The organism is Aliiroseovarius sediminilitoris (assembly GCF_900109955.1).
In the GTDB taxonomy this organism is placed as follows: Bacteria; Pseudomonadota; Alphaproteobacteria; order Rhodobacterales; family Rhodobacteraceae; genus Aliiroseovarius; species Aliiroseovarius sediminilitoris.
Window position 1 is genome coordinate 2611183 of the sequence record NZ_FOJB01000001.1, and the last position, 19377, is coordinate 2630559.

19 protein-coding genes, 1 tRNA gene and 1 pseudogene are annotated in these 19377 nt (G+C 58.3%); 9 read left to right on the forward strand and 12 right to left on the reverse strand.

Going from position 1 to position 19377, the window contains the following annotated elements; translation table 11 throughout:
- Positions 1-173 precede the first annotated feature (173 nt).
- From BMY55_RS12860 to BMY55_RS12870, 3 genes are read right to left on the reverse strand one after another with little or no spacing between them, the layout of a single operon-like run.
- Positions 174-1346, reverse strand: coding sequence for a CmpA/NrtA family ABC transporter substrate-binding protein (locus BMY55_RS12860; RefSeq protein ID WP_091431171.1), 1173 nt, complete (start codon positions 1344-1346; stop codon positions 174-176).
- Complete coding sequence (locus BMY55_RS12865; protein WP_091431173.1) at positions 1343-1927, reverse strand: ANTAR domain-containing response regulator; 585 nt, start codon at positions 1925-1927, stop codon at positions 1343-1345. Before BMY55_RS12865 ends, BMY55_RS12860 begins: the two co-directional genes overlap by 4 nt.
- Positions 1924-2484, reverse strand: coding sequence for a LysR family transcriptional regulator (locus BMY55_RS12870; protein ID WP_091431175.1), 561 nt, complete (start codon positions 2482-2484; stop codon positions 1924-1926). The genes BMY55_RS12865 and BMY55_RS12870 overlap by 4 nt, the downstream gene beginning before the upstream one ends.
- A gap of 218 nt (positions 2485-2702) precedes the next feature.
- On the opposite strand from BMY55_RS12870, the pseudogene BMY55_RS17210 reads away from it, so the two are divergent.
- The 3 genes and pseudogenes from BMY55_RS17210 to BMY55_RS12880 form a co-directional block, all read left to right on the forward strand.
- Positions 2703-2780: pseudogene (locus BMY55_RS17210) on the forward strand (DUF1127 domain-containing protein); the annotation flags it as partial.
- Between the two features lie 271 nt (positions 2781-3051).
- The gene (locus BMY55_RS17215; protein WP_407639080.1) at positions 3052-3291 is read left to right on the forward strand and encodes a DUF5681 domain-containing protein; all 240 of its coding nucleotides are present in this window, start codon (positions 3052-3054) and stop codon (positions 3289-3291) included.
- Between the two features lie 131 nt (positions 3292-3422).
- On the forward strand, positions 3423-3617 hold the full coding sequence (locus BMY55_RS12880) for a hypothetical protein (protein ID WP_143064338.1): 195 nt from the start codon (positions 3423-3425) through the stop codon (positions 3615-3617).
- Between the two features lie 500 nt (positions 3618-4117).
- Here BMY55_RS12880 and BMY55_RS12885 read toward each other — a convergent pair whose 3' ends face one another.
- Positions 4118-5479: an ATP-binding protein gene (locus BMY55_RS12885; RefSeq protein WP_091431181.1), complete on the reverse strand. Its 1362-nt coding sequence runs from the start codon at positions 5477-5479 to the stop codon at positions 4118-4120.
- Positions 5476-6135 (reverse strand): response regulator transcription factor, encoded by a 660-nt coding sequence (locus BMY55_RS12890; RefSeq protein WP_091432566.1) that lies wholly within the window; start codon positions 6133-6135, stop codon positions 5476-5478. The genes BMY55_RS12885 and BMY55_RS12890 overlap by 4 nt, the downstream gene beginning before the upstream one ends.
- A gap of 142 nt (positions 6136-6277) precedes the next feature.
- Here BMY55_RS12890 and BMY55_RS12895 point away from each other — a divergent pair, with 142 nt between their 5' ends.
- The 5 genes from BMY55_RS12895 (at position 6278) to BMY55_RS12915 (ending at position 11126) form a co-directional block, all read left to right on the forward strand.
- Positions 6278-6658 carry a PepSY domain-containing protein gene (locus BMY55_RS12895; RefSeq protein WP_091431183.1) on the forward strand — a complete coding sequence of 127 codons (381 nt, stop codon included), beginning with the start codon at positions 6278-6280 and terminating at the stop codon, positions 6656-6658.
- Positions 6655-7254 carry a cytochrome b/b6 domain-containing protein gene (locus tag BMY55_RS12900; RefSeq protein WP_091431185.1) on the forward strand — a complete coding sequence of 200 codons (600 nt, stop codon included), beginning with the start codon at positions 6655-6657 and terminating at the stop codon, positions 7252-7254. The genes BMY55_RS12895 and BMY55_RS12900 overlap by 4 nt, the downstream gene beginning before the upstream one ends.
- Positions 7255-7452: 198 nt before the next feature.
- Positions 7453-7923, forward strand: coding sequence for a DUF2271 domain-containing protein (locus tag BMY55_RS12905; RefSeq protein ID WP_091431187.1), 471 nt, complete (start codon positions 7453-7455; stop codon positions 7921-7923).
- 22 nt (positions 7924-7945) lie between these two features.
- On the forward strand, positions 7946-10153 hold the full coding sequence (locus tag BMY55_RS12910; RefSeq protein ID WP_091431189.1) for a PepSY domain-containing protein: 2208 nt from the start codon (positions 7946-7948) through the stop codon (positions 10151-10153).
- A complete protein-coding gene (locus BMY55_RS12915) occupies positions 10134-11126 on the forward strand; it encodes an FAD:protein FMN transferase (protein ID WP_091431191.1) in 993 nt (330 codons plus the stop codon). The genes BMY55_RS12910 and BMY55_RS12915 overlap by 20 nt, the downstream gene beginning before the upstream one ends.
- A gap of 82 nt (positions 11127-11208) precedes the next feature.
- Here BMY55_RS12915 and BMY55_RS12920 read toward each other — a convergent pair whose 3' ends face one another.
- Positions 11209-12330 (reverse strand): ABC transporter permease, encoded by a 1122-nt coding sequence (locus BMY55_RS12920; RefSeq protein ID WP_091431193.1) that lies wholly within the window; start codon positions 12328-12330, stop codon positions 11209-11211.
- Between the two features lie 116 nt (positions 12331-12446).
- Here BMY55_RS12920 and BMY55_RS16945 point away from each other — a divergent pair, with 116 nt between their 5' ends.
- Complete coding sequence (locus tag BMY55_RS16945) at positions 12447-12602, forward strand: hypothetical protein (RefSeq protein ID WP_177179347.1); 156 nt, start codon at positions 12447-12449, stop codon at positions 12600-12602.
- Positions 12603-12880: 278 nt separating this feature from the next.
- Here the strand turns inward: BMY55_RS16945 and BMY55_RS12925 are convergent.
- The 6 genes from BMY55_RS12925 to BMY55_RS12950 form a co-directional block, all read right to left on the reverse strand.
- Positions 12881-12955, reverse strand: a tRNA-Gln gene (locus BMY55_RS12925).
- Positions 12956-13093: 138 nt separating this feature from the next.
- Complete coding sequence (locus BMY55_RS12930) at positions 13094-14554, reverse strand: phosphomannomutase/phosphoglucomutase (RefSeq protein ID WP_091431195.1); 1461 nt, start codon at positions 14552-14554, stop codon at positions 13094-13096.
- A complete protein-coding gene (gene kdsA / locus BMY55_RS12935; RefSeq protein ID WP_091431197.1) occupies positions 14554-15390 on the reverse strand; it encodes a 3-deoxy-8-phosphooctulonate synthase in 837 nt (278 codons plus the stop codon). Before kdsA ends, BMY55_RS12930 begins: the two co-directional genes overlap by 1 nt.
- Position 15391: 1 nt before the next feature.
- Positions 15392-17113 (reverse strand): capsule biosynthesis protein, encoded by a 1722-nt coding sequence (locus BMY55_RS12940; protein WP_091431198.1) that lies wholly within the window; start codon positions 17111-17113, stop codon positions 15392-15394.
- Complete coding sequence (locus BMY55_RS12945; protein WP_091431200.1) at positions 17091-17750, reverse strand: ABC transporter ATP-binding protein; 660 nt, start codon at positions 17748-17750, stop codon at positions 17091-17093. Before BMY55_RS12945 ends, BMY55_RS12940 begins: the two co-directional genes overlap by 23 nt.
- A 196-nt stretch (positions 17751-17946) precedes the next feature.
- The gene (locus BMY55_RS12950) at positions 17947-19245 is read right to left on the reverse strand and encodes a Na+/H+ antiporter NhaA (protein WP_091431202.1); all 1299 of its coding nucleotides are present in this window, start codon (positions 19243-19245) and stop codon (positions 17947-17949) included.
- Positions 19246-19377: the final 132 nt, after the last annotated feature.

The window sequence follows — 19377 nt, forward strand, 5'->3', positions numbered from 1 at the left end:
AAGCGAGCGACCTTGCTCAGAACGTCCCTGTCATTGGGAGTAAATTCGTTGCGATCCACCCCGTTGTGGATGCAATCTGACTATTGCTGCATTGCAGCGTGAACGCAAGATGACCGAGTGGACGAGTGCCGAAAAACAGGATGCACACGACGTCCTGCACAAAATTTGGTCACTTAACGATCAGCAGGGTCAAATATGTGGCCATCGAAGAATTCGTTCGGCAGCAGAGTAAGCCCCCCACCCGCAGAGGCGACCGGCATGGCGTGACGAATCGCGCCTTCGACCTTCTCGGACGCGCCCGGCATGTCACATCCCGTTGTGCGCAGGTGTTTCCGGTGCAGATCCGAGCGGAATACCTTTGCGATCTTGTCCTTATCAAAAGGGGTGCCGCTGCCATGCGATTTGTGCAACTGTTCCGCAATCCACTTTGCCTGACTGCGCCATGGGAAACTGGCGGCACCTGAATGGAACTCAAGAAATCTTTCTACGTGGCGTTGCTCACCGCGCCCCGACACCGTCAAATGGCCCGACAACGCACGGTCGATCAATTCAGATGGGACATCAAGAAAGGCCTTGCGTGACAGAAGCTCGCTGGCCGTGGCGTGTGTTTCCGGGTTGGCCAGCCAGCGGCCCGCTTTCCATACCGCTCGCATGAGACGCCCCAACAAGTCTGGTTCTGTCTCGGCCCAATGTGTGCGGACAGCCAAAACCTTTTCCGGTGCAAAGCTCCAGATCGACCTTCCCGGCAATAGCAATGCGCCAGCGCCCTGTTCAACCGCAACGGATCCCCATGGCTCACCGACGCAGTATGCATCCACGTCCCCGGCGGCCAGCGCATTTGCCATCAGGGGCGGAGGCACGGTGCGGATCACGATGCCTTCTGATCCAAGCGCCGAAGCGCGGCTCCAGTACCGTAACAATTCCACGTGCATCGAGAACGGAAATGGCACACCAAACACGATGGGTCCGTGACTAACCTGCGCCAGCGCGTCAGCGGCACGAACTGGATCAGCGAAATCGAACCCATATCCTGCGCTTCGCAACCGGTCTTCAAGCGGCTTGCCCACACCGATGACGTTGCCGTTTACCGACAGGACCGATACGGCCGACAAAGCTGTTGCGACCCCACCGAACCCCATCGCCATCGCGACCGGAAGTGGTGACAGCATATGCGCCGCATCCACGCTGCCAAAGGCCAACATGTCGCGAACCGAAGACCAAGATGGGGCGGCGATCAGGTCAAGCGAGATCCCCTCAGCCTCGGCAAAGCCCATTTCCTGCGCGATGATCAGCGGGGCCGCATCCACCAACGGCATATAGGCAACTGGTATCGAAACGGTCTTCATCCCAAAAGCCCCGATGCCGTTACCAATGCCTCGGCGACATCCGCAACACGCCGCCCCTGGTCCATCGCCGTCTTTCGCAGCAAAGCATATGCCGCGCCCTCGTCCAGACCCTTGGCTTTCATCAACAGACCTTTGGCGCGGTCAATCACCTTGCGTTCTTCCAGTGCCAGCCGTGTCTCGGCCAGTTCGCTGCGCATTTGACGTATCATCGTAAAGCGCGCAATCGCGGTGTCTATGACCGGCTTTATCCGCCCCGGCGAAAGGCCGTCGACCACATAGGCCGAGACGCCAGCCTCGATTGCTGCCTGCGCCAGACCGCCCGCCGCGCCGGACACGAACATGGCGACAGGGCGTTCCAACGGGCCAGATGCCAGTGTCAGTTCTTCCATCATGTCACGCGTGGGATTGTCGACATCGATCAGCACGATGTCCGGCAAATGGGCGGCGATCTTGCGGGCCAGACTGCTGGAATTGTTGATGACGAACACGTCGCACCCGCAAGCATCCTTAAGCGCGTCGACGATGGCAATGGCGCGGTCGCGGTCCTCTTCCACGACGACTATGGTAAGGTCTTTGGTCATGGGACTGCGGTTGCCTGAGGGCGTGGTGCGATGCCGTTGGCCGGTTGTTCGTTGGAGTTTCGAAACTCACAGACCAGAAAGTCGATGAAGGCACGGGGCTTTGGTGCAAGGTTTCGTTTTTTAGCAAACATTGCGACATCGAATCCTTCGCCCTGAAAATCAACCTCACTGTCGGTCAGGTCCGGTGACACGTCGACTTCGGGGTGTTCTTCCTTGAATTTCGGAAGCGCGGGGATCAGTTGCGATTTTCCGAATGCCGTAGAGGACGCGATTCTGAACCTACCGCGCGGAATGCCATCCAATTTCATTATAAGAGCTTCGGCCTCTTTGTATTTCTCGGCCATAGCTCTGCATTTTTGATAGAATTCCTGGCCTTCCCGGGTCGGAGAAGCACCCGCTCTGGATCGGTTAAGCAGGCGGTCGTGGACATGATCCTCGAGCAAACCAACTTGCTTGCTGACCGCTGACGGGGTCTGTCCCATAGAACGCGCCGCGGCCGAAGTGCTTCCCTGCTCGACAACGGTCGCAATAATCGACATCTGCGCGGGAATGTTCATGTCACTTCAACCGCCTGTTCCAACCTGGCACGGGTCCTGTGCCGAATTGATAAGTTGTTAGCGCTCAAGTTCACGCCTGCTTCTGCAGTGCAGCATAGGTACTGCATCGCAGAAACAGCAATAGACGAGGTGGTAGCATGACAATCGCACGCTCAAAGAGTGGACCAGAGTTCGTTTTGGAAGCTGGCCGCACATTTTTTCATCAATCGCGAAACAAAATGCTGGACGTGCTTGCAAGGCGCAGGGTCTATCACAGGCCGTATCGCGAGCTTTCCGAACTCAGCGACCGGGATCTGAATGATCTGGGGATGGGGACGTTCTACCGCTTGCGACATGAGCTAATCTTCGTGTTCAAGAAAGGCACTTCGGCGCACATAAACAATTTTGAACTTGGTCAACATGGGCGATACCGCACGAATGTCTGGGAATATCGCGGCGTCAACAGCCGTCACGGTAATCGCATGGAAGAACCGGCCCTGCATCCGACAGTAAAACCTGTGCAGATGATTGCAGATGCAATCCGGCAATTCCAAGGGGCGGCCACGTGGGTCGAAAAACAAGCAACCTATGCTCAACGAGGAACGCCTCAAAGGTATAATACTCGACGAGGCTTACCGCGACTTCACAGTGCGCGACGGAGACCGGAATGTGACAGTTCCAATGGCGCAGGCAGTGATGCGTGCCCTGGCTGTCAATGCAGTCACGGGTCAACACCGGTCTCAGCGTTTGTTCGCGGAACTCTTGGGGTCAACGGAACGCGAAAACAAGCAAATGTCGGATGAGTGGGCTCAGACAGCGATTGCCTAAAACGTCTGTTGGAATGAAGAATTACAACGCAGAGAAGCCTTGGGCATCACACATTTGCCTGCCCCCTGCCCCACCCCGATCAGGTCCGAATTAACTTCAAAACAGGCGAAGCCCGGATACAGGGGCCAATGATGAAAGAGGATGTGGTTGAGCTTGAAAAATGGCATGACAAACGAGACATGTGGGCTCAAGAGCTTGTCGAGATCGACAAGGATCTGGAAACAGAAGAGGATGAAGGGAATTGCAAGCTCCTGCTCGACGACAAGGCACATGCGCAAAAGATACTGGGCATGATCAATCAGGTGCTCGACGCAATCGGGTACTAGCGAGAAGACCAATTCTCAGCCCGTTGCCGTCGATAAATACGGTCGGCAACGGGATGAATTATACAATTGCAGCAACGAAACCAACGACCGCTTTGGCTTGGCATGCGTTCCTTTATGTAAAACGCGGCGATTGGCTGAGTTGAGCCCACAGCGGAAGCGCCGAAAACCTGCTGCGTGCGCTCGCAGCAGGTTTTGTGCCGCGTCGGCAAAATATGTTGCTTTGCATTGCGGCGGAAATTGCAGTCGTTCAGGCAGGCCGCAGCAATTCTGAAACCGCGAGTTTACAAGTCGCGGGACAAAGCGTGAACTCGCTGCGAGTGCGCCAATGCCCGCTTCAGTGCGTTTTTGGATGAACGACTTCCGCGAAGCGTTGTCTCGGCTTGTGTCAGACTTTGGGCAGCTTCTTTGACAAGCGCATGGTCATGATCTGCAAGTATATCCATCTACAAAGTCTACAAAGCCGAAAGCGCTTTGGCGTTGATGCACGTCAATCGATATTCCTACCACCGCGTTTCGGGCGATGCTAAACCTGTCAGCGCGCGGCCAGGGAATTGAAACACCGCCTCGAATCCGTCCGTCCGACCCTGTACCGGGGAGTGCAGTTCCAGCGTTGCCTGCGCCCCATCGACAATCGCCTGCACGATGGACAGGCCCAGCCCACTACCGCCTGACACAGTTTGCCCACGTTCGAAACGCCCAGTCAGCCCCGCCAGGGTTTCGGCGGCAAGTGGCGGGCCGTCGTTGATCACACTAAGAGTGTCACTCGTCAGAGTGATCTGAACAGGGCTGCCATCAATTCCGTGACGCAGCGCGTTCTCGATCAGGTTTCGCACGACAATCGCGAAGGCGTCGGGATCAAGATCCGACAACACGGGGTCATTCGGAAGTGAGCTTTGAATGCGCTCCGGACCTGCGGCCTTATCGAAGTCCGCAAGCACCATACTCAAAACGGGTCGCAGGTCCGACACCGCATCACGTCGCAAGCGACCTCCCTCGGCGCGCGCCAGTTGCATGAGTTTCTCGGAAAGGCGGGTCAGTCGCTTGAGCGCAACCTCGATCTCTGCCGCCCGCCCGGCTGCATCGGCATCGGTGGTTTCGGCCATCAGCCTTTGGGTCTGCGCGAGTGCCGCCGCCACTGGAGTGCGCAGTTCATGCGCTGCGTTGGCGGTAAAGCTGCGCTCGGCCTCCAACGCGCGGCGCAAGCGGTCGAGAAGCTGGTTGACGGCCTCGGCCACCGGAATGATTTCGGCAGGCAGGTCGCCATCGCCCACAGCCGACAGGTCCCGCGCGCCACGGCTGGCGACGGTGTCGCCGAAACGGCGCACCGGGCGCAGGCTGTGGCGAACCATCAGCAGAGCCCCGATCAGGCCGAGCGGGACGACCACGATCAGCGGCAGTGCCAACCCCATCAGCGTTTCGCGTGCAACGTCGGCGCGATGGCTAAGTGGTTCGGCGACGGCGATGGTGATGGTGCCCTGAAGCGCTGCATCGTAATATAGTCGGTGCGTGGCCGTCTGTCGGAACCCCATCGCCTCGAACGCCGGAAAATCCGCGTCCTCAGCCGCGTGCGACCGTATCAGAACACGCCCCTGATTGTCGCGCACGATGTAGGTAAAGAACTCATCGTGTTCATGCAGGGTAGCTATGCGCTGGGTTATTCCTTCTTCTTCACGGCTGATGATATCCAAGGCAACCAACGGCAGGATACTCTGCGCGGTTTCCTCCAGCTTGGAATCGAACACCTCGTTCATTTCGTGGCGCAACAGGGTCGCGGTCGCCCATGCTGTGCCCAGCCAAAGCGCCGTCAGTCCGACACCAAGCGTCAAGGCCAGCCGTTCTTGCAGGGAACCGGGCCACCTCACGCAGCACCCAAGCGGTAGCCGAGTCCGCGCACGGTTTCGATCCGCTCCCGCCCCAATTTCTTGCGCAACCGGCTGACATGCACCTCAATCGTGTTGCTCTCGATATCAGATTCAAAAGAATAGAGGCGCTCCTCCAACTGTGCCTTGGACAAAAGCTGCTGCGGACGTTGCACGAAAGCTTCGAACAGTACCCATTCACGTGCCGTCAGCGACACAGGTTTGCCAGCTCGGTGAACCGAGTGCGCGGCAAGATCGATCTCCAGATCGCCCAGAGTGACCAGCGGGTTCGGGTTGCCAGCATACCGTCGCGCCACGGCACCGACGCGCGCGGACAGCTCGGACAGATCGAAGGGTTTGACCATGTAATCGTCGGCACCGGCGTTCAGCCCCTCGATACGGTCGCTTATCTGGTCAAGCGCCGTCAGGATAATCACCGGCGTCACGTCGCCCCGTTTGCGAAGTGCGCGCAGGAACGGCTGCCCACGCCCATCTGGTAGCATCAGGTCAAGAAGGATCAGGTCATAGGCCGCGACATCCAGATATTCACCCCCCCTGTCCAGCCGCGTGGCCCAGTCTATGGAATGCCCGTCAGCGGCAATCTGGTCGCGTACCGCGGCTCCAAGCACCGTATCGTCTTCGATCAGCAGCACACGCATATCTGATTCCTGTTCCGTTTGTACCTCTTCTATCACTGGCAAAGCTGACATGCACCTGAAGCACAATACCCGCGCGCTTCAGGTGGGCGTCAGGTCGGTGAGAGAAAAAGCCTCATGATCACGAGTTTCAGGAGATGGAACAATGAAAAAATATCTTATGGCAACGACGCTTTTGGTTGGTGTTGGAGCGGCAGGTGTCGCTCTTGCCGATGATGATTGTCGGGTGCCAATGACCGACTGGCAACCACGTGAGGCGGTGCAGGCAATGGCGGAGGCCCAAGGATGGACAGTGCGCCGGATCAAGACCGATGACGGCTGCTATGAAGTCAAGGGCCGCGATGCACAGGGTCGCAACATTGAAGTCAAGCTCGATCCCGCCACACTGGATGTGGTCGAGTGGGAGTATGACGACGATGGTGACGATTATCGTGGCCGAGGCAAGAACGCTGCCCCAAGCGGGACCGTGGCGCCGCCGGACAATGGATTGTTTACCCCCGGCGCACCACCGGTCGTTGAACAATGATCCGCGTTTGGGATCCTCTGGTGCGACTTTTTCACTGGTCGCTGGTCCTTGCTTTTGCAATCGCCTGGCTGACCGGTGATGAAAGCGAGGGCTGGCACATCTGGGCCGGTTATGCCGCTGCCAGTCTGATCGGCCTGCGGCTGGTCTGGGGGCTGATCGGCTCTCGATACGCCAGGTTTTCACAGTTCGTGCGCGGACCGGGGACCGTAACGCGTTACCTGCGCGACATGCTACGCGGCCGCGAGGCGCGGTATGTCGGCCACAACCCCGCCGGAGCGGTCATGGTTCTTGCGCTCCTCGTCACTCTGTCGGCCACTGCCTTCACCGGCTGGCTGATGGTCGAACCGGAGCGCATGGCTTACCTGCCCGATCTGTCCCAAGTTGTTACACCGGCTTTTGCCGATGATGACACAGGCCGGGGAGGTGGCGGCGAAGCACTTGAAGAGGTGCATGAGGTGCTGGCCAATCTGACGCTGGTGCTTGCTTTGCTGCATATTGCAGGCGTCATTCTTGCGTCGCGCCGTCACCACGAAAACCTTCTTCGCGCTATGATCACCGGTCGCAAACGTGCTCCAGCTCCTAACGACATCGCCTGACCGCAAGGCGATACCCTGCAGACCACTTGTCCCGTTGGTTTTGCAGACTGGCCCCGCTGTCACCTCCAGTGCAGCGGGGCTTTTTTCTTGACCGACGGAACCTGACGTCAGGCTGAAGCAAATTTTCCGGTCCCGTCAGGCTGGCATCAGCCGTGTCCAGCAAACAGAACCTGAAACAAATCAAATAGGAGATTTCCCATGAGAACCCTGTTATCCGCCCTTGCGCTGACCACCGCCCTGACCTCTCCGGCGCTGGCGATTGCCAAACCCGTCACATTGACCGCCAACATGAACCAATATGGCGGCGATGGCGCGTATCTCGCGCTTTATGTCACCGATGCGCAGGGCACCTATATGGGTAGCCTCTGGATGGCTGGTGGTAAGGCAAAATATTACGAACATCTCAGCGATTGGTATCGCGCCACCGCAGGCAATCCGGCCGAGATCAACGGCATCACCGGGGCCAGTGTCGGCGCCGGGCGGCAGTTGAAGATCACGCTTGATCTGGCCGATGCGCTGTTTGACGCAGGATATGAATTGCATATCGACGCCTCGGTCGAGGACATGCGCGACAGCCCGTCCGAAGTGGTCGTGCCACTGACCACTGAAGGCGCGGGACAACCGGTTACCGGGCGGCGGTACATCCGCGATTTCACCTACGACATGTAAGCCACCACGAAGGAGCCTTGCCATGCTGCGCGCGCTGCACAAATTCCCTGGCCTGATTGCGGCTCTGCTGATCGTCGTCATGACCCTCAGCGGTGCCGTCCTGTCGGTTCTTCCGGCGCTGGAGGCCGTGCAAGCCCCCGCACAGTCCGAGCCTGCCTTAAGTGTGGCCACATTGGCCGAACGCGTAGCCGCGACCTTTCCGGGGGTTGAGCAAATCCGCCGCGCGCCGTCCGGGCGGATTACTGCCTTTTATTTCGAAGAAGGTCGCCCCGGATCGGTGTTGATCGACCCTGCGACAGGTGCAGGTCTGGCCGATTACGAGCCATCCGCGTTTCAACGCTGGATAACCAACCTGCACCGTTCGCTGTTTCTGGATGACGCAGGACGGCTGACCGCGGCGGCGGGGGCGGCATCGCTTCTGGTGCTGTCGATCTCGGGCCTGATGCTAACAGCGCGGCGGACAGGGGGCTGGCGACGTTTTGTCTCACGCCTGCGTGGCCCACTGATGGGACGGTTGCATGTCGAAGTGGCGCGGGTCACTGTCGCCGGGCTTCTCCTGTCTTCAGCCACCGCGCTGTTCATGACCGCCAGCACCTTTGATTTGCTCCCACAGGGCAGCGCCCCGGCGTTTCCCTCCAAGGTCAGTGAACAGACCGGTGCCGCGCCCGGCATGATGGCACTGCTGCGCGACACACCGGTGGACAGCTTGCGCGAACTGACCTTTCCCTACCCCGATGACCCTACTGATGTGTTCATGCTCAAGACCAACATGGGCGAGGGCTATATCGATCAGGGAACAGGGGCGGTTTTGGTCTGGGCCGATACAGGCGCGTGGCAACGCTTCAACGAGACGATCTATATGCTGCACACGGGACAAGGCATGGCCTGGCTGGGGATGATCCTGGGACTAATGGCGCTTGGTGCGCCGTTCATGGCCGCAACTGGCGTGGTCCTCTGGGTGCAGGCTCGCCGGGCACGACCCCCGATCAAAGGTAATGTTGCGGCCGGACAGGCAGACACAATCCTGCTGGTCGGCAGCGAAGGGGGCAGCACATGGGGCTTTGCCGCGACCTTGCATGATGCATTGATGCAAGCAGGCCATAAGGTTCACGCGGCACCGATGTCGAGGTTTACGCCAGATCGCTATAGCCGCGCCGACCGGGTGATCGTGCTGGCCGCCACTTATGGCGAGGGCACAGCCCCTGCCTCGGCCAAAGGTTTCCTTGATCGGCTGGCGGCCTTGCCAGGCGCCCCCGACATGCAGCTGGTTGTGCTGGGGTTCGGCGACAGCAAGTTCCCCGAGTTCTGCGCCTATGCTGCCGATGTAACCCGTTTGGCCGAGGAAAAAGGCTGGAAGCAATTGTTGCCGCTGGCAACGGTCGACCGCCAGTCGCCACAGGAGTTCGCCCGCTGGGGCCGTGATCTGGGCCGCTCACTTGGTCAGCCATTGGAACTGTCACACAATCCGGCGATCCCGCGCAGTCATGCGCTGACCCTGATCTCGCGCCGCGACTACGGGGCCGAGATGCAAACCCCCGCCACGATCCTGCGCTTTGCCATTCCCAAGGTTGGATTTTGGACGCGAGTTGCCGGGCGAGCCTTCGGCCGGTTCTTATCAGGTGACTTGTTGGGCATCGTTCCCGAGGGGTCGCATGTGCCACGGTTCTATTCTCTGGCTTCCGGACGCAGCGACGGATTTGTAGAGATCTGCGTCAGCCGCCATCCTGGTGGGCTTTGTTCAGGTCAGCTTATGGACCTGGCCGTTGGCGACAGCGTGCAAGGGTTCATCCGCCGCAACCCTGACTTCCAACCCGTTCGAGGGCGCAAGCCCGTGATCCTGATCGGTGCGGGAACCGGTATCGGCCCGCTGGCAGGGTTTGCACGCAGCAACAGTGCGGGCCGTCCCATGCATCTCTATTTTGGCGCAAGGCATCCCGACAGCGATCTTTTCTACGAGCGCGAAATGGAGGACTGGCAGAAAGACGGGCGGCTTACCTCAGTCACCAGTGCCTTTTCGCGGACCAGCGCCCGCGCTTACGTGCAGGATGCTCTGCGCAGCGATGCTGAACGGATTGCCAAGCTGATCAGCGACGGAGCGCAGGTTTTGGTTTGTGGTGGGCGTGACATGGCCGCTGGCGTCACCGATGCACTGACCGATATCCTGGCACCCGCTGGATTGACGCCTGCAACTTTGAAAGCAGAGGGACGTTATGACGAAGATACCTACTGATCTTGTGCGTCATGCCCTGAACGGCCCGACGATGGGCACCCGTTGGTCTGCGCTGTTCCATACCCCCGCAGGCGCTGACCTGGAACCAATCCGCGCTGCATTCACCGAAAGCGTGGACCTGGTTGACCGCCAGATGTCCACATGGAAACCCGAAAGCGATCTGATGCGTCTGAATGGCGCGCCGGTCGGAACATGGGTTTCCGTGCCACCTGAACTGATGGAGGTTCTGGCAAAAGGGCTGGAGATCGGGCGGCTTTCGAATGGTGCTTTCGATATCGGTATGGGCGATGTCGTCACTGCCTGGGGGTTCGGACCACAAAAGGCAAACCCCAAGGCGATACGCACCACTCTCGGCAAGGCGCGCTCCCCGACCCACGAGGTTCTTTTGCTTGATCCCGATACGATGAAAGCCCGTAAATTGGCCCCGCTCACGCTGGACCTGTCAGGTATCGCCAAAGGCTATGCCGTTGACCGCATGATCGCCGTGCTAGGCCGTTTCGAAATCACCAATGCCCTTGTAGGCCTCGACGGTGAAATGCGCGCTTCTGGTGAACGGCCAGATGGCCAAGCATGGACCGTTGCCATTGAGCGCCCCGACTATGAAACGCGGACACCATTGTCGATCATCGAGTTGACCGATGCTGCTGTCGCCACATCAGGCGATTACCGTCATTGGATCGAAGCAGGTAGGAAACGATTCTCACATACGATGGACCCGGCCCGCAGCGGCCCTCTGACGGGGGCGCCTGCATCGGTGACCGTTCTTGCGAAAACCTGCATGGAAGCAGACGCGTGGGCCACGGCCCTCATGGTTTCAGGGCAGCAGAAGAGCGAGATCTGGGCCAAGGAATTTGGACTAACCGCCGTGTTTGTCCACCGAGATGGTGACACGCTGCGACAGGCGCATGTCGGAGGATCACATAAAGGCGGCGCTGCGGAGGTTTGCCATACCCGGCAAGTTGGTTTGCGGTAGGGCAATTGCTTGGCTGACCGCGAGCCCAGCAAGGTGATGTGGCGGGCGTTTGCAAGCAGTTCCATCCAACCAACGCCCGATATCATCCGGACAAGCTCATGGAAGGTCGGAACAGGGCAAGGCTTGCCACGAAAAACGCGAGACCCAGTCCTGCCATCAGCGACAGCTCCAGCCAGACCGTGCTGGCTCCGGCTCCGCGAAACACCACCGCCTTGGCGAAAGCCAGGAAATGGCGCGACGGCAGTGCCATGGTCAGGCGTTGCACGACATCGGGTTGGCTTTCAATTGCCCCCATACCGCCGGACAGCATGATTATGGGTATGATCACCATGATGACCAACAGCGCGAATTGCGCCATGCTGCGCGCCATCGTGCCCGGGAACATGCCGATTGCCGCCGCCGCCGCCAGATAGACCGCCGTTCCGGCGAGCAGCAGGGGCACCGATCCGGCCACCGGCACCTGCAACAGCTCTTGCACCACGAAGAACAGCGACAGCGTGAAGGCGGCCAGAACGACGACATTGGCAAACACCTTGGAAAGCGCGATTTCGAACGGCGTCAGCGGCATCACCATCAGATGCTCGATGGTGCCTTGTTCGCGCTCGCGCAGCATCGCCGCGCCGGTCAGTGCAATGGTCAGCAACGATAGCTGATTGAGCAGGGGTGACATCGACTTGAACCAAACCGGATTGCCATTCGGGTTGAACGCACGGCGCAGTTCCAGCCGCAAGGCGGGTTCGGGTGCATCGGGGCTGCCCGTCAGAGACACGCGGGTTTCAGAGGTCAGGATATTGGCGATATAGTCGGCGCCAAGCTGCGCCTGGCTGACCGCCGTCGCATCGACGTCAAGCTGTGCGGCAGGCGCAAGACCCGCGATCACGTCGGCCGCGAACCCCGGCGGAAAGCTGAGCACGAACATGATCCGTCCGGCATCCATTTCCGCGGCCATCCGGTCGGGTGCAATTATCACCGGCGGCTGGAACCATGGCGGCCCAAGGGCATCGGTCAACTGCCGTGTCAGGCCGGAATTATCCTCGTCCAGAATGGCGATCGCGGCGTTGTAAACCGCGTCGCCGGCGCCGCTTGCCTCCAGCATGACGGCGATAACAAAGGACCAAAGGATCAGCATCACCATCACCGGATCGCCCAGCACGCTTTTCAGCTCCTTGCCCGCAAGCCAGAAGATGTTTGTCAGCCGCCGCATGTTCAGCGCGCCTGCTTGCGCAGGGACAGTGCCGCCAGCAAGGTCAGAACCGGTCCAAAGGCGGCCAGACGCAGCAGGTGGCCTGCAAACTCGGAAAGGCACATCACTACTTTGACTTGATCCGCGCAGGGAAAACCTATGCCGAGATTGCTGCATCCGAAGGCGTATCAAAACCCCGGGTTTACAAGCTGGTCGATCTGGCCTTCCTGGCGCCGGATGTTGTGCGTGATGTATTTGCCGGTTCTCAACCAACTGGCCTGACGACTGAATAGTTGCTGCGCCACGCTATCCCTGCGCTTTGGGATGAGCAAAGAGAAACGTTCCGCACCCTGTAAAATGCACGGGTTTTGTTTGGACCAGTGCCGCGCGATCCCGACAGCATCAAACACACCCAACCGTCGACCGAGCAAATGCCGTTTCCAGACTATTGGCAGAATCCCACCGATTTACGGCATGTTCCGGGTCTGGGATATCCGGACACCCCGAAAGGCCCCGGAATACACGGACAAAAATCCGAGAAACCGTACTGTTTTGAAATTGTTATGAGTGTTGGCTGGGGTGGTAGGATTCGAACCTACGGTACACTGTACCAAAAACAGTTGCCTTACCACTTGGCTACACCCCAGCAGTGCGCGCTTTCCTAGCCAAAGGCAAAGCAGGGCGCAACCCTAAAATGACCGATCAATACCAGAATCGGGATCAGACATTTGACCTTGAGACAAACGGTGGCCGCGCCCATCTGACAGGCCGACCAACTTGTGGGTTAGGGTTGTGTCAGCGCCGCAAAGGCCTGGTCATATACCCCGATCACAGGCTCTTGCCGCAGGATCCTGTCAAAATCGGTGAACACGGTATGAAGGTGCGCTTTGCTTGTGAAACTTTCGCAAACCACCACCAGGTTTGGCGTGTTCGAGGAGGCCCGAACCAACGCCCAAGAACCGCTTTCAAGTTGAACGCGCGCGCCGTTGGCGGTCAGTATGTCCACGATCTTCTGGCCTGCTATCGTATCACCGCGGAGCTGCATCTGCCGAAAGACGGCCGTTAGCCGTTCAACGACTGTGTATTTCTGATCATCGGGACATGCAGGTGACAGGGTGGGAGAGCACCAACTGGAAGGCAGTCCGGCGACTATGTCTGAAAGGCACGAGCCGGGTTGATGGTCCATCAAACGACACAGCGCGACCACCGCACGCAAAGCGCAATCATAGCCGCGCCCGACGGGCGGTCCGAAATAGATGTGACCAGATTTTTCAAATGCAGCCAGCGCGCCTGAAGATCGGAGTTTTTGCTTCACATGGCTGTGGCCTGTTTTGCAGTATTCAACCGTCGCGCCACATGATGACAGAACAGTGTCGATGGCGAACAAACCGGTGGATTTGACATCCACAAGAAAATGCGCATCCGGGTGTGCGACCGCTAGATCGCGCGCAAGCAAAAGCCCCAGCTTGTCCGCGAAAACCGCTTCTCCCGTCTCATCGACAATGCCGATCCGGTCTCCGTCACCGTCCAATCCAATGCCGAAATCCGAACGGCTTTCCCTGACGGCCTTCCCCATATCGTCGAGCATTTCCAACGCTTCCGGGTTCGGGTTGTAGTGGGGAAACCTATGATCCAACCGACAATGTCGTTCGACCACATCAACGCCCAAACGGCGCAACAGCGTCGGCGCAAAGGCACCGGCAGTTCCATTTCCGGTTGCGCAAACCACGCGCAGGGGGCGCGTGATCGTGTCATTTGCAACCAAGTCGTCAAGATAGGCGTCGCTTACACCGGAAACCGGCGTGATCTTCCCTCCGTCATTCGCGACAAAATCTCGACCAAGGATGATATCTCTCAATTCCGCCATCTCGTCCCCGCCATGGGTGCAGGGGCGGTCAAACCCGACCTTGATACCGGTCCAGCCATTTGGGTTGTGGCTGGCAGTCACCATGACGGCTGCGTCCACATCCAGATGGAATTGCGCGAAATAGGCCATAGGGGACAAACACATGCCAATGTCACATACTTGCGCTCCGGTCTGGACAAGACCATCACTCAGCGCTTGTTTCATGGCGGGCGAATAGCTTCGGTGGTCGTGGCCGACAATAATCTTGCGCCCGACGTTTCGGCGCGCCATTTGCGTGCCAAGCCCCATTCCGACGGCGGTCATTCCATCCAGATCGATATCCTCAGGATATCGCCAGCGGGCATCATATTCGCGGAAGCCGCTTGGACAAATGCGCATTAAACGCCCCTCAGCGGTCGATCTTTTGCAAGACCGTCAAAGGCGGCCAGATCCGCAATAAGCCGCGCCATCTGGTCAAGCGGGATCATGTTCGGTCCGTCCGACGGCGCGGTGTCCGGGTCTGGGTGGGTCTCGATGAACACCCCGGCAATCCCCAATGATACCGCCGCGCGGGCGAGCACCGGCGCAAATTCGCGCTGACCACCGGATGCGGCCCCCTGCCCGCCAGGCATCTGGACCGCGTGGGTGGCATCCATGATAACTGGATGGCCCAGCGCCGCCATCTGCGGCAGGCTGCGCATATCGGTGACGAGAGTGTTGTATCCGAAAGAGGTGCCGCGCTCTGTCAACATCACCTGCATGTTGCCTGAATTGACGATCTTGTCGACCACGTGTTCCATATCCCATGGTGCCAGAAACTGACCTTTCTTGACGTTGATTGGCTTCCCGGTCTGCGCGGCAGCAACCAGAAGATCTGTTTGACGGCACAAGAAGGCGGGGATTTGAATGGCATCGACGACCTCCGCCACCTCAACACACTGATCGGGCAGATGCACATCCGTCAGGACCGGCACATCCAGTTCATTCTTGACCGCCGCAAGCACCGCGAGCCCGTCAGCCATTCCCGGCCCCCGCACGCCGGAAAGGGAGGTACGGTTTGCCTTGTCAAACGATCCCTTGAAGATATAGCCAATCCCACAATCGCGGCAGACCCGTGCCATGTGTTCGGCGATCCGAAGCGCATCATCGCGCCCTTCCAACTGGCACGGGCCTGCAATAATGGTCAGTGGGCGAAAATTGCCCACATGCACGTCCCTGACGACGACATCCCCCATATCAGGACGACACCTGTTCCCGCAGGATCGACGCTGTGATCGACGCCATCAGATACAGGCCTGCAAAAATCAGAAACGCGAGGATCGTATTTTCAAAGGATCTCGGATATGTCGGCTCGTCCGGTGCAACCGGGCGCACGCCCAATTCCAGATAGCGAGTTTGCTTGTTCACCTCGATACGGGCAGTTTCTAACTGCTGCAATGATTGCTGCATCAAAGCGGTGCGCGTTTCCAGATTGATCTGTGCGATCCGCAACCGTCCGCTGACAGAAGCCAAGGATCCGTTCTCACCACCCGTTTCAGTTAGTCTGCCACGCAACTCCGAGATCAAGGCTTCCAGTCGCCCGATATCGCCGCGCAGCCCGTCAACCCGAGCTCTGTTGGGGCGTGTGTTATCCAGAAGCTGTTGCAGAGTCAGTCGTTTTTCCTGCAACTGGCTTTCAAATCCGGTGATCTGTGTCATCAGGGCCGAGGCATCTGACGTCGCATCGAAAACGCCCATTTCTTCCTGTAGGCGCAGGACTTCGGCCTGGGCTTCCAGCATGTCACGCTCTGCTTTTTCATAGCTTGAAACCGCGCCTTCCATTTGATCCTCGCGCAGTCGCTGCGTCATGTCATCGACGCGCTCTTCTGCGTAAGATATCAACACTTCGGAAAACTGCGCGCTCTGTTCAGGCGTGGGCGCAACAACCTCCATCTTGACGATGCCTTCGGTTGGGTCGAAGCCAATCTTTACGTTTTTCTTGTAAAGCTTATAGGCCTGTTCATTGGTAGCATCGGGGTCAAGGCGCTGGATCGGGTCAATGCGCGTATCCGCAAACACAGATTTGTAACCAATATCGCCGTCCAGTCTGAGCATCGCATCACGCGAGGTCAGATAACTCTGAACAGTGATACTGTCCTGCGAGGTTGCCAATCCCGATCCGGCAAACAGACTGCCCAGTCCACTGCCGCCCGCGCCATCCGCCTTTTGTATGACAAACTCTGTCTTCGTCGCATACATTGGCGTCGCATAGTTGTAATAATAGATTCCCGCGATGATGGTCGGCAGGAACACAAAAAACGCCAGGCGAACAAACAGCAGACGAAGCTTTCGGCGACGCCGGCGGGCAATATCGATCTGGATTTCGCGAATGGATCTGGCGCGATCGGCGTCGTCATAGACGTGGTTCGCCGGAAGGTGCGGCATGGGCCGGGTTTGCGGCAGGTTGTTGGACGCCCGACCGCCGAATTTTCCACCTCCATCGGCCCCGACCAGTTCCAGCATGTTGGACCGCTTGAAAGGATCTATGCCCGCCTGGCGAAGCCGATAGACCGCATCGAAATCGCTTTCGATCTCAACACCATGTTTTTGGGCAACGCGGCGCGCCATCCTGAGCTGGCGACCGGTCAGCCCCTCTTTCCGGATCGCTTCGATTGCCGCTACCGCATCATCGTTGGGCGCTTCATCGCTCGGTGCTGCCTTGGTTGAATTTTCGTTGGACACAAACCCTTCTTTCGGAAAGCCGTCTTCCGTGGGCGATTGCGCCATCTGCTCCATCGGGTTTGGCTCGCGCGGTTGCGCGGAGGAGTTGCCGGACCCGCTCGCCGCCGCCTTGGCCTGACCCGCAGCGGCCTGCACCCGCTGGGCAAAGACATCTTTGTCTACATGCGCAGGGTCGGATTGCGGCGCGCGCGTCGTTCGGCTGATGCGAAATTTCTTAGCCTTGGGTTTGGTAGTCATAAAGCCGTTTCGCTTCTTCCAAAGTTTCAAACATGTACAACTGCCCATCTCGCAGAACCGCCGCTGACTGACAGAATTTTTCAAGTGTCTGCGCCTGGTGCGATACGATGATTACCGTTGATTTGACCAGCCTTTCCCGCAGCACATCGCCGGCCTTGCGGTTAAACTGGGCATCGGTGCTTTGCGGCATCCCTTCATCGATCAGGTAGATATCGAACTCCAACGCCAATAGCAGCGCAAAGGAGAACCGCGAGCGCATCCCGGCGCTATAGGTCGCCACAGGGAAATCATAGTATTCGTCAAGTTCGCAAAGCCAGCGCGTGAATGCCTCGATGTAATCCGGGTCAAGGCCATAAATCTTCGCAATGTAGCGCGCGTTTTCCTTGGCGGACAACTTGCCAACCACACCGCCCATGAACCCGAGAGGGAAGGAAATCCGGCAACCGCGCCGGATCTCGCCCTCATCCGGTTTTTCAAGCCCTGCCATCATATTGATGAGTGTGGTCTTGCCCGTCCCGTTGGGTGCAAGAATGCCCAAAGAATTCCCCAGCTCAACCCGGAAGGACACATCGTCCAGGATGACTTTGCGTTGTTGTCCTGTCCAGAACGACTTGCTGACATTATCGAACTCGAGCATTGGGTGCCCCGGCACTGCTTTCGCCTAACGCTTGTACACAAGCTTTCTTAATGATGCGCTATAATTGCTCACTTGGGCATCATTATGTCGAAGACCACCATCGCACATCAAGGATTAGCGGGGGAATGCGGGTAGATGGTCTTCGAATGGTCACGGGGCGGGTGTCTCCGGCCCGATGGGGCCGGAGCGAGAGGCCTTACCCCTCTTGTTTCTGCACCTTGAGGATCTTTCCCGCGGCGAACGACAGGAAAACCGCCCCAAAGCTGAACAATGCACCCATCTTCGCAGCATCCTGCACCGGTCCGGTCGAGAAAGCGACTGAGGCCACGAACAATGATACGGTAAAGCCGATTGCCGCTACGAAGCCAATCACGATCAGATCGACCGCGCGCATCCCCGCTGGCAACCCAAGCCGCATGGGATAAGCCGCAAGCCACCCCATGATGAAGATACCAACGGGTTTCCCGATGATCAGGCCAGCCAAAACCAGCCATGTTGCCTCGGAGATCGCACTGAATTCCACCCCGGCATTTAAGAGGCCAAAGAAGAACAGCACGATGTCCACCGGAATGGCCAGCCCGTGCTCCATGTCGTTCAGGATGTCGTGGAGGTATCTTTCAGCCTCGGCAAAGATGCCGAACGCGCGATCGGCGTGCGGAATGGCCGGAATGACCGGCAAAAGGCCCAGCGCCGGATGAATGCCCGATTGCGCAAAGCCAAACCAGCTCAGACAGCCCGCAATGGCATAGGGATACCATTTCAGGTTCTTGCGCATCCAGGTCGAGCGTGGGCGCAACTGATCACCACGATCCATGCGCCGCGGGAGCCAATTAAACAAAAAGAACGCTCCGGCAGACGCGACCACCGAGAGCAACAGCCACACCGGAGCCAGTTCGCCAGAGGGATAGAAAATCGCCAGAATGATCAGTCCGGCGGCATCATCGGCAATGGCCAGAAGCAACAGGAATCGCACCGCTGGATGACCTGCCCCGAAAACCATGCGCCCGATCAAATAACTGAAGGCAATATCGGTTGCGGTTGGAATGGCCCAACCACGCGCGACCGCGTCAAAGGTCGTCGAACCCAGAAAATATGCAATTCCCAGATAGATGGCAATCGGACCCAGCATACCACCGGCTGTTGCAACCAGCGGCGTCGCTGCCTTTTTGCCGCGCAGGGATCCGTTTTCAAGAATAACGGCTTCCCAGACCTCTTTCCCGGCGATGGCGAAGAACAGTGCCATCAGGATGTCGTTGATAAGATAGTGGAATGTCACCACACGCTCGACATCGCCATATTCAAATTCAATCGCTGCTTCGCCATAGGCGTATTCCCAATAACCGATATCAACTCCGATCGTGCTGTTGAACCACAATGGGTAATCAACAACATAATGATAAGAACTCGGATCAATATTGGCCCAGATCAGCGCAACCACAGCGCCGCTGATCAGCAGGATCGAGTAGGTCGTGATAAAATTCCATACGCGATACATAAGATGCCCCGTCTAGTTCCGGTTTTACAAACAGGTCGCGTCCCGGCGATGAAAGGCTGGGGCGCGACCTTTGTGTTCGTTCAGTTCAGGAAATACTTCAACTGGGGTCAAACGACAATGGTCGAGAGCAAT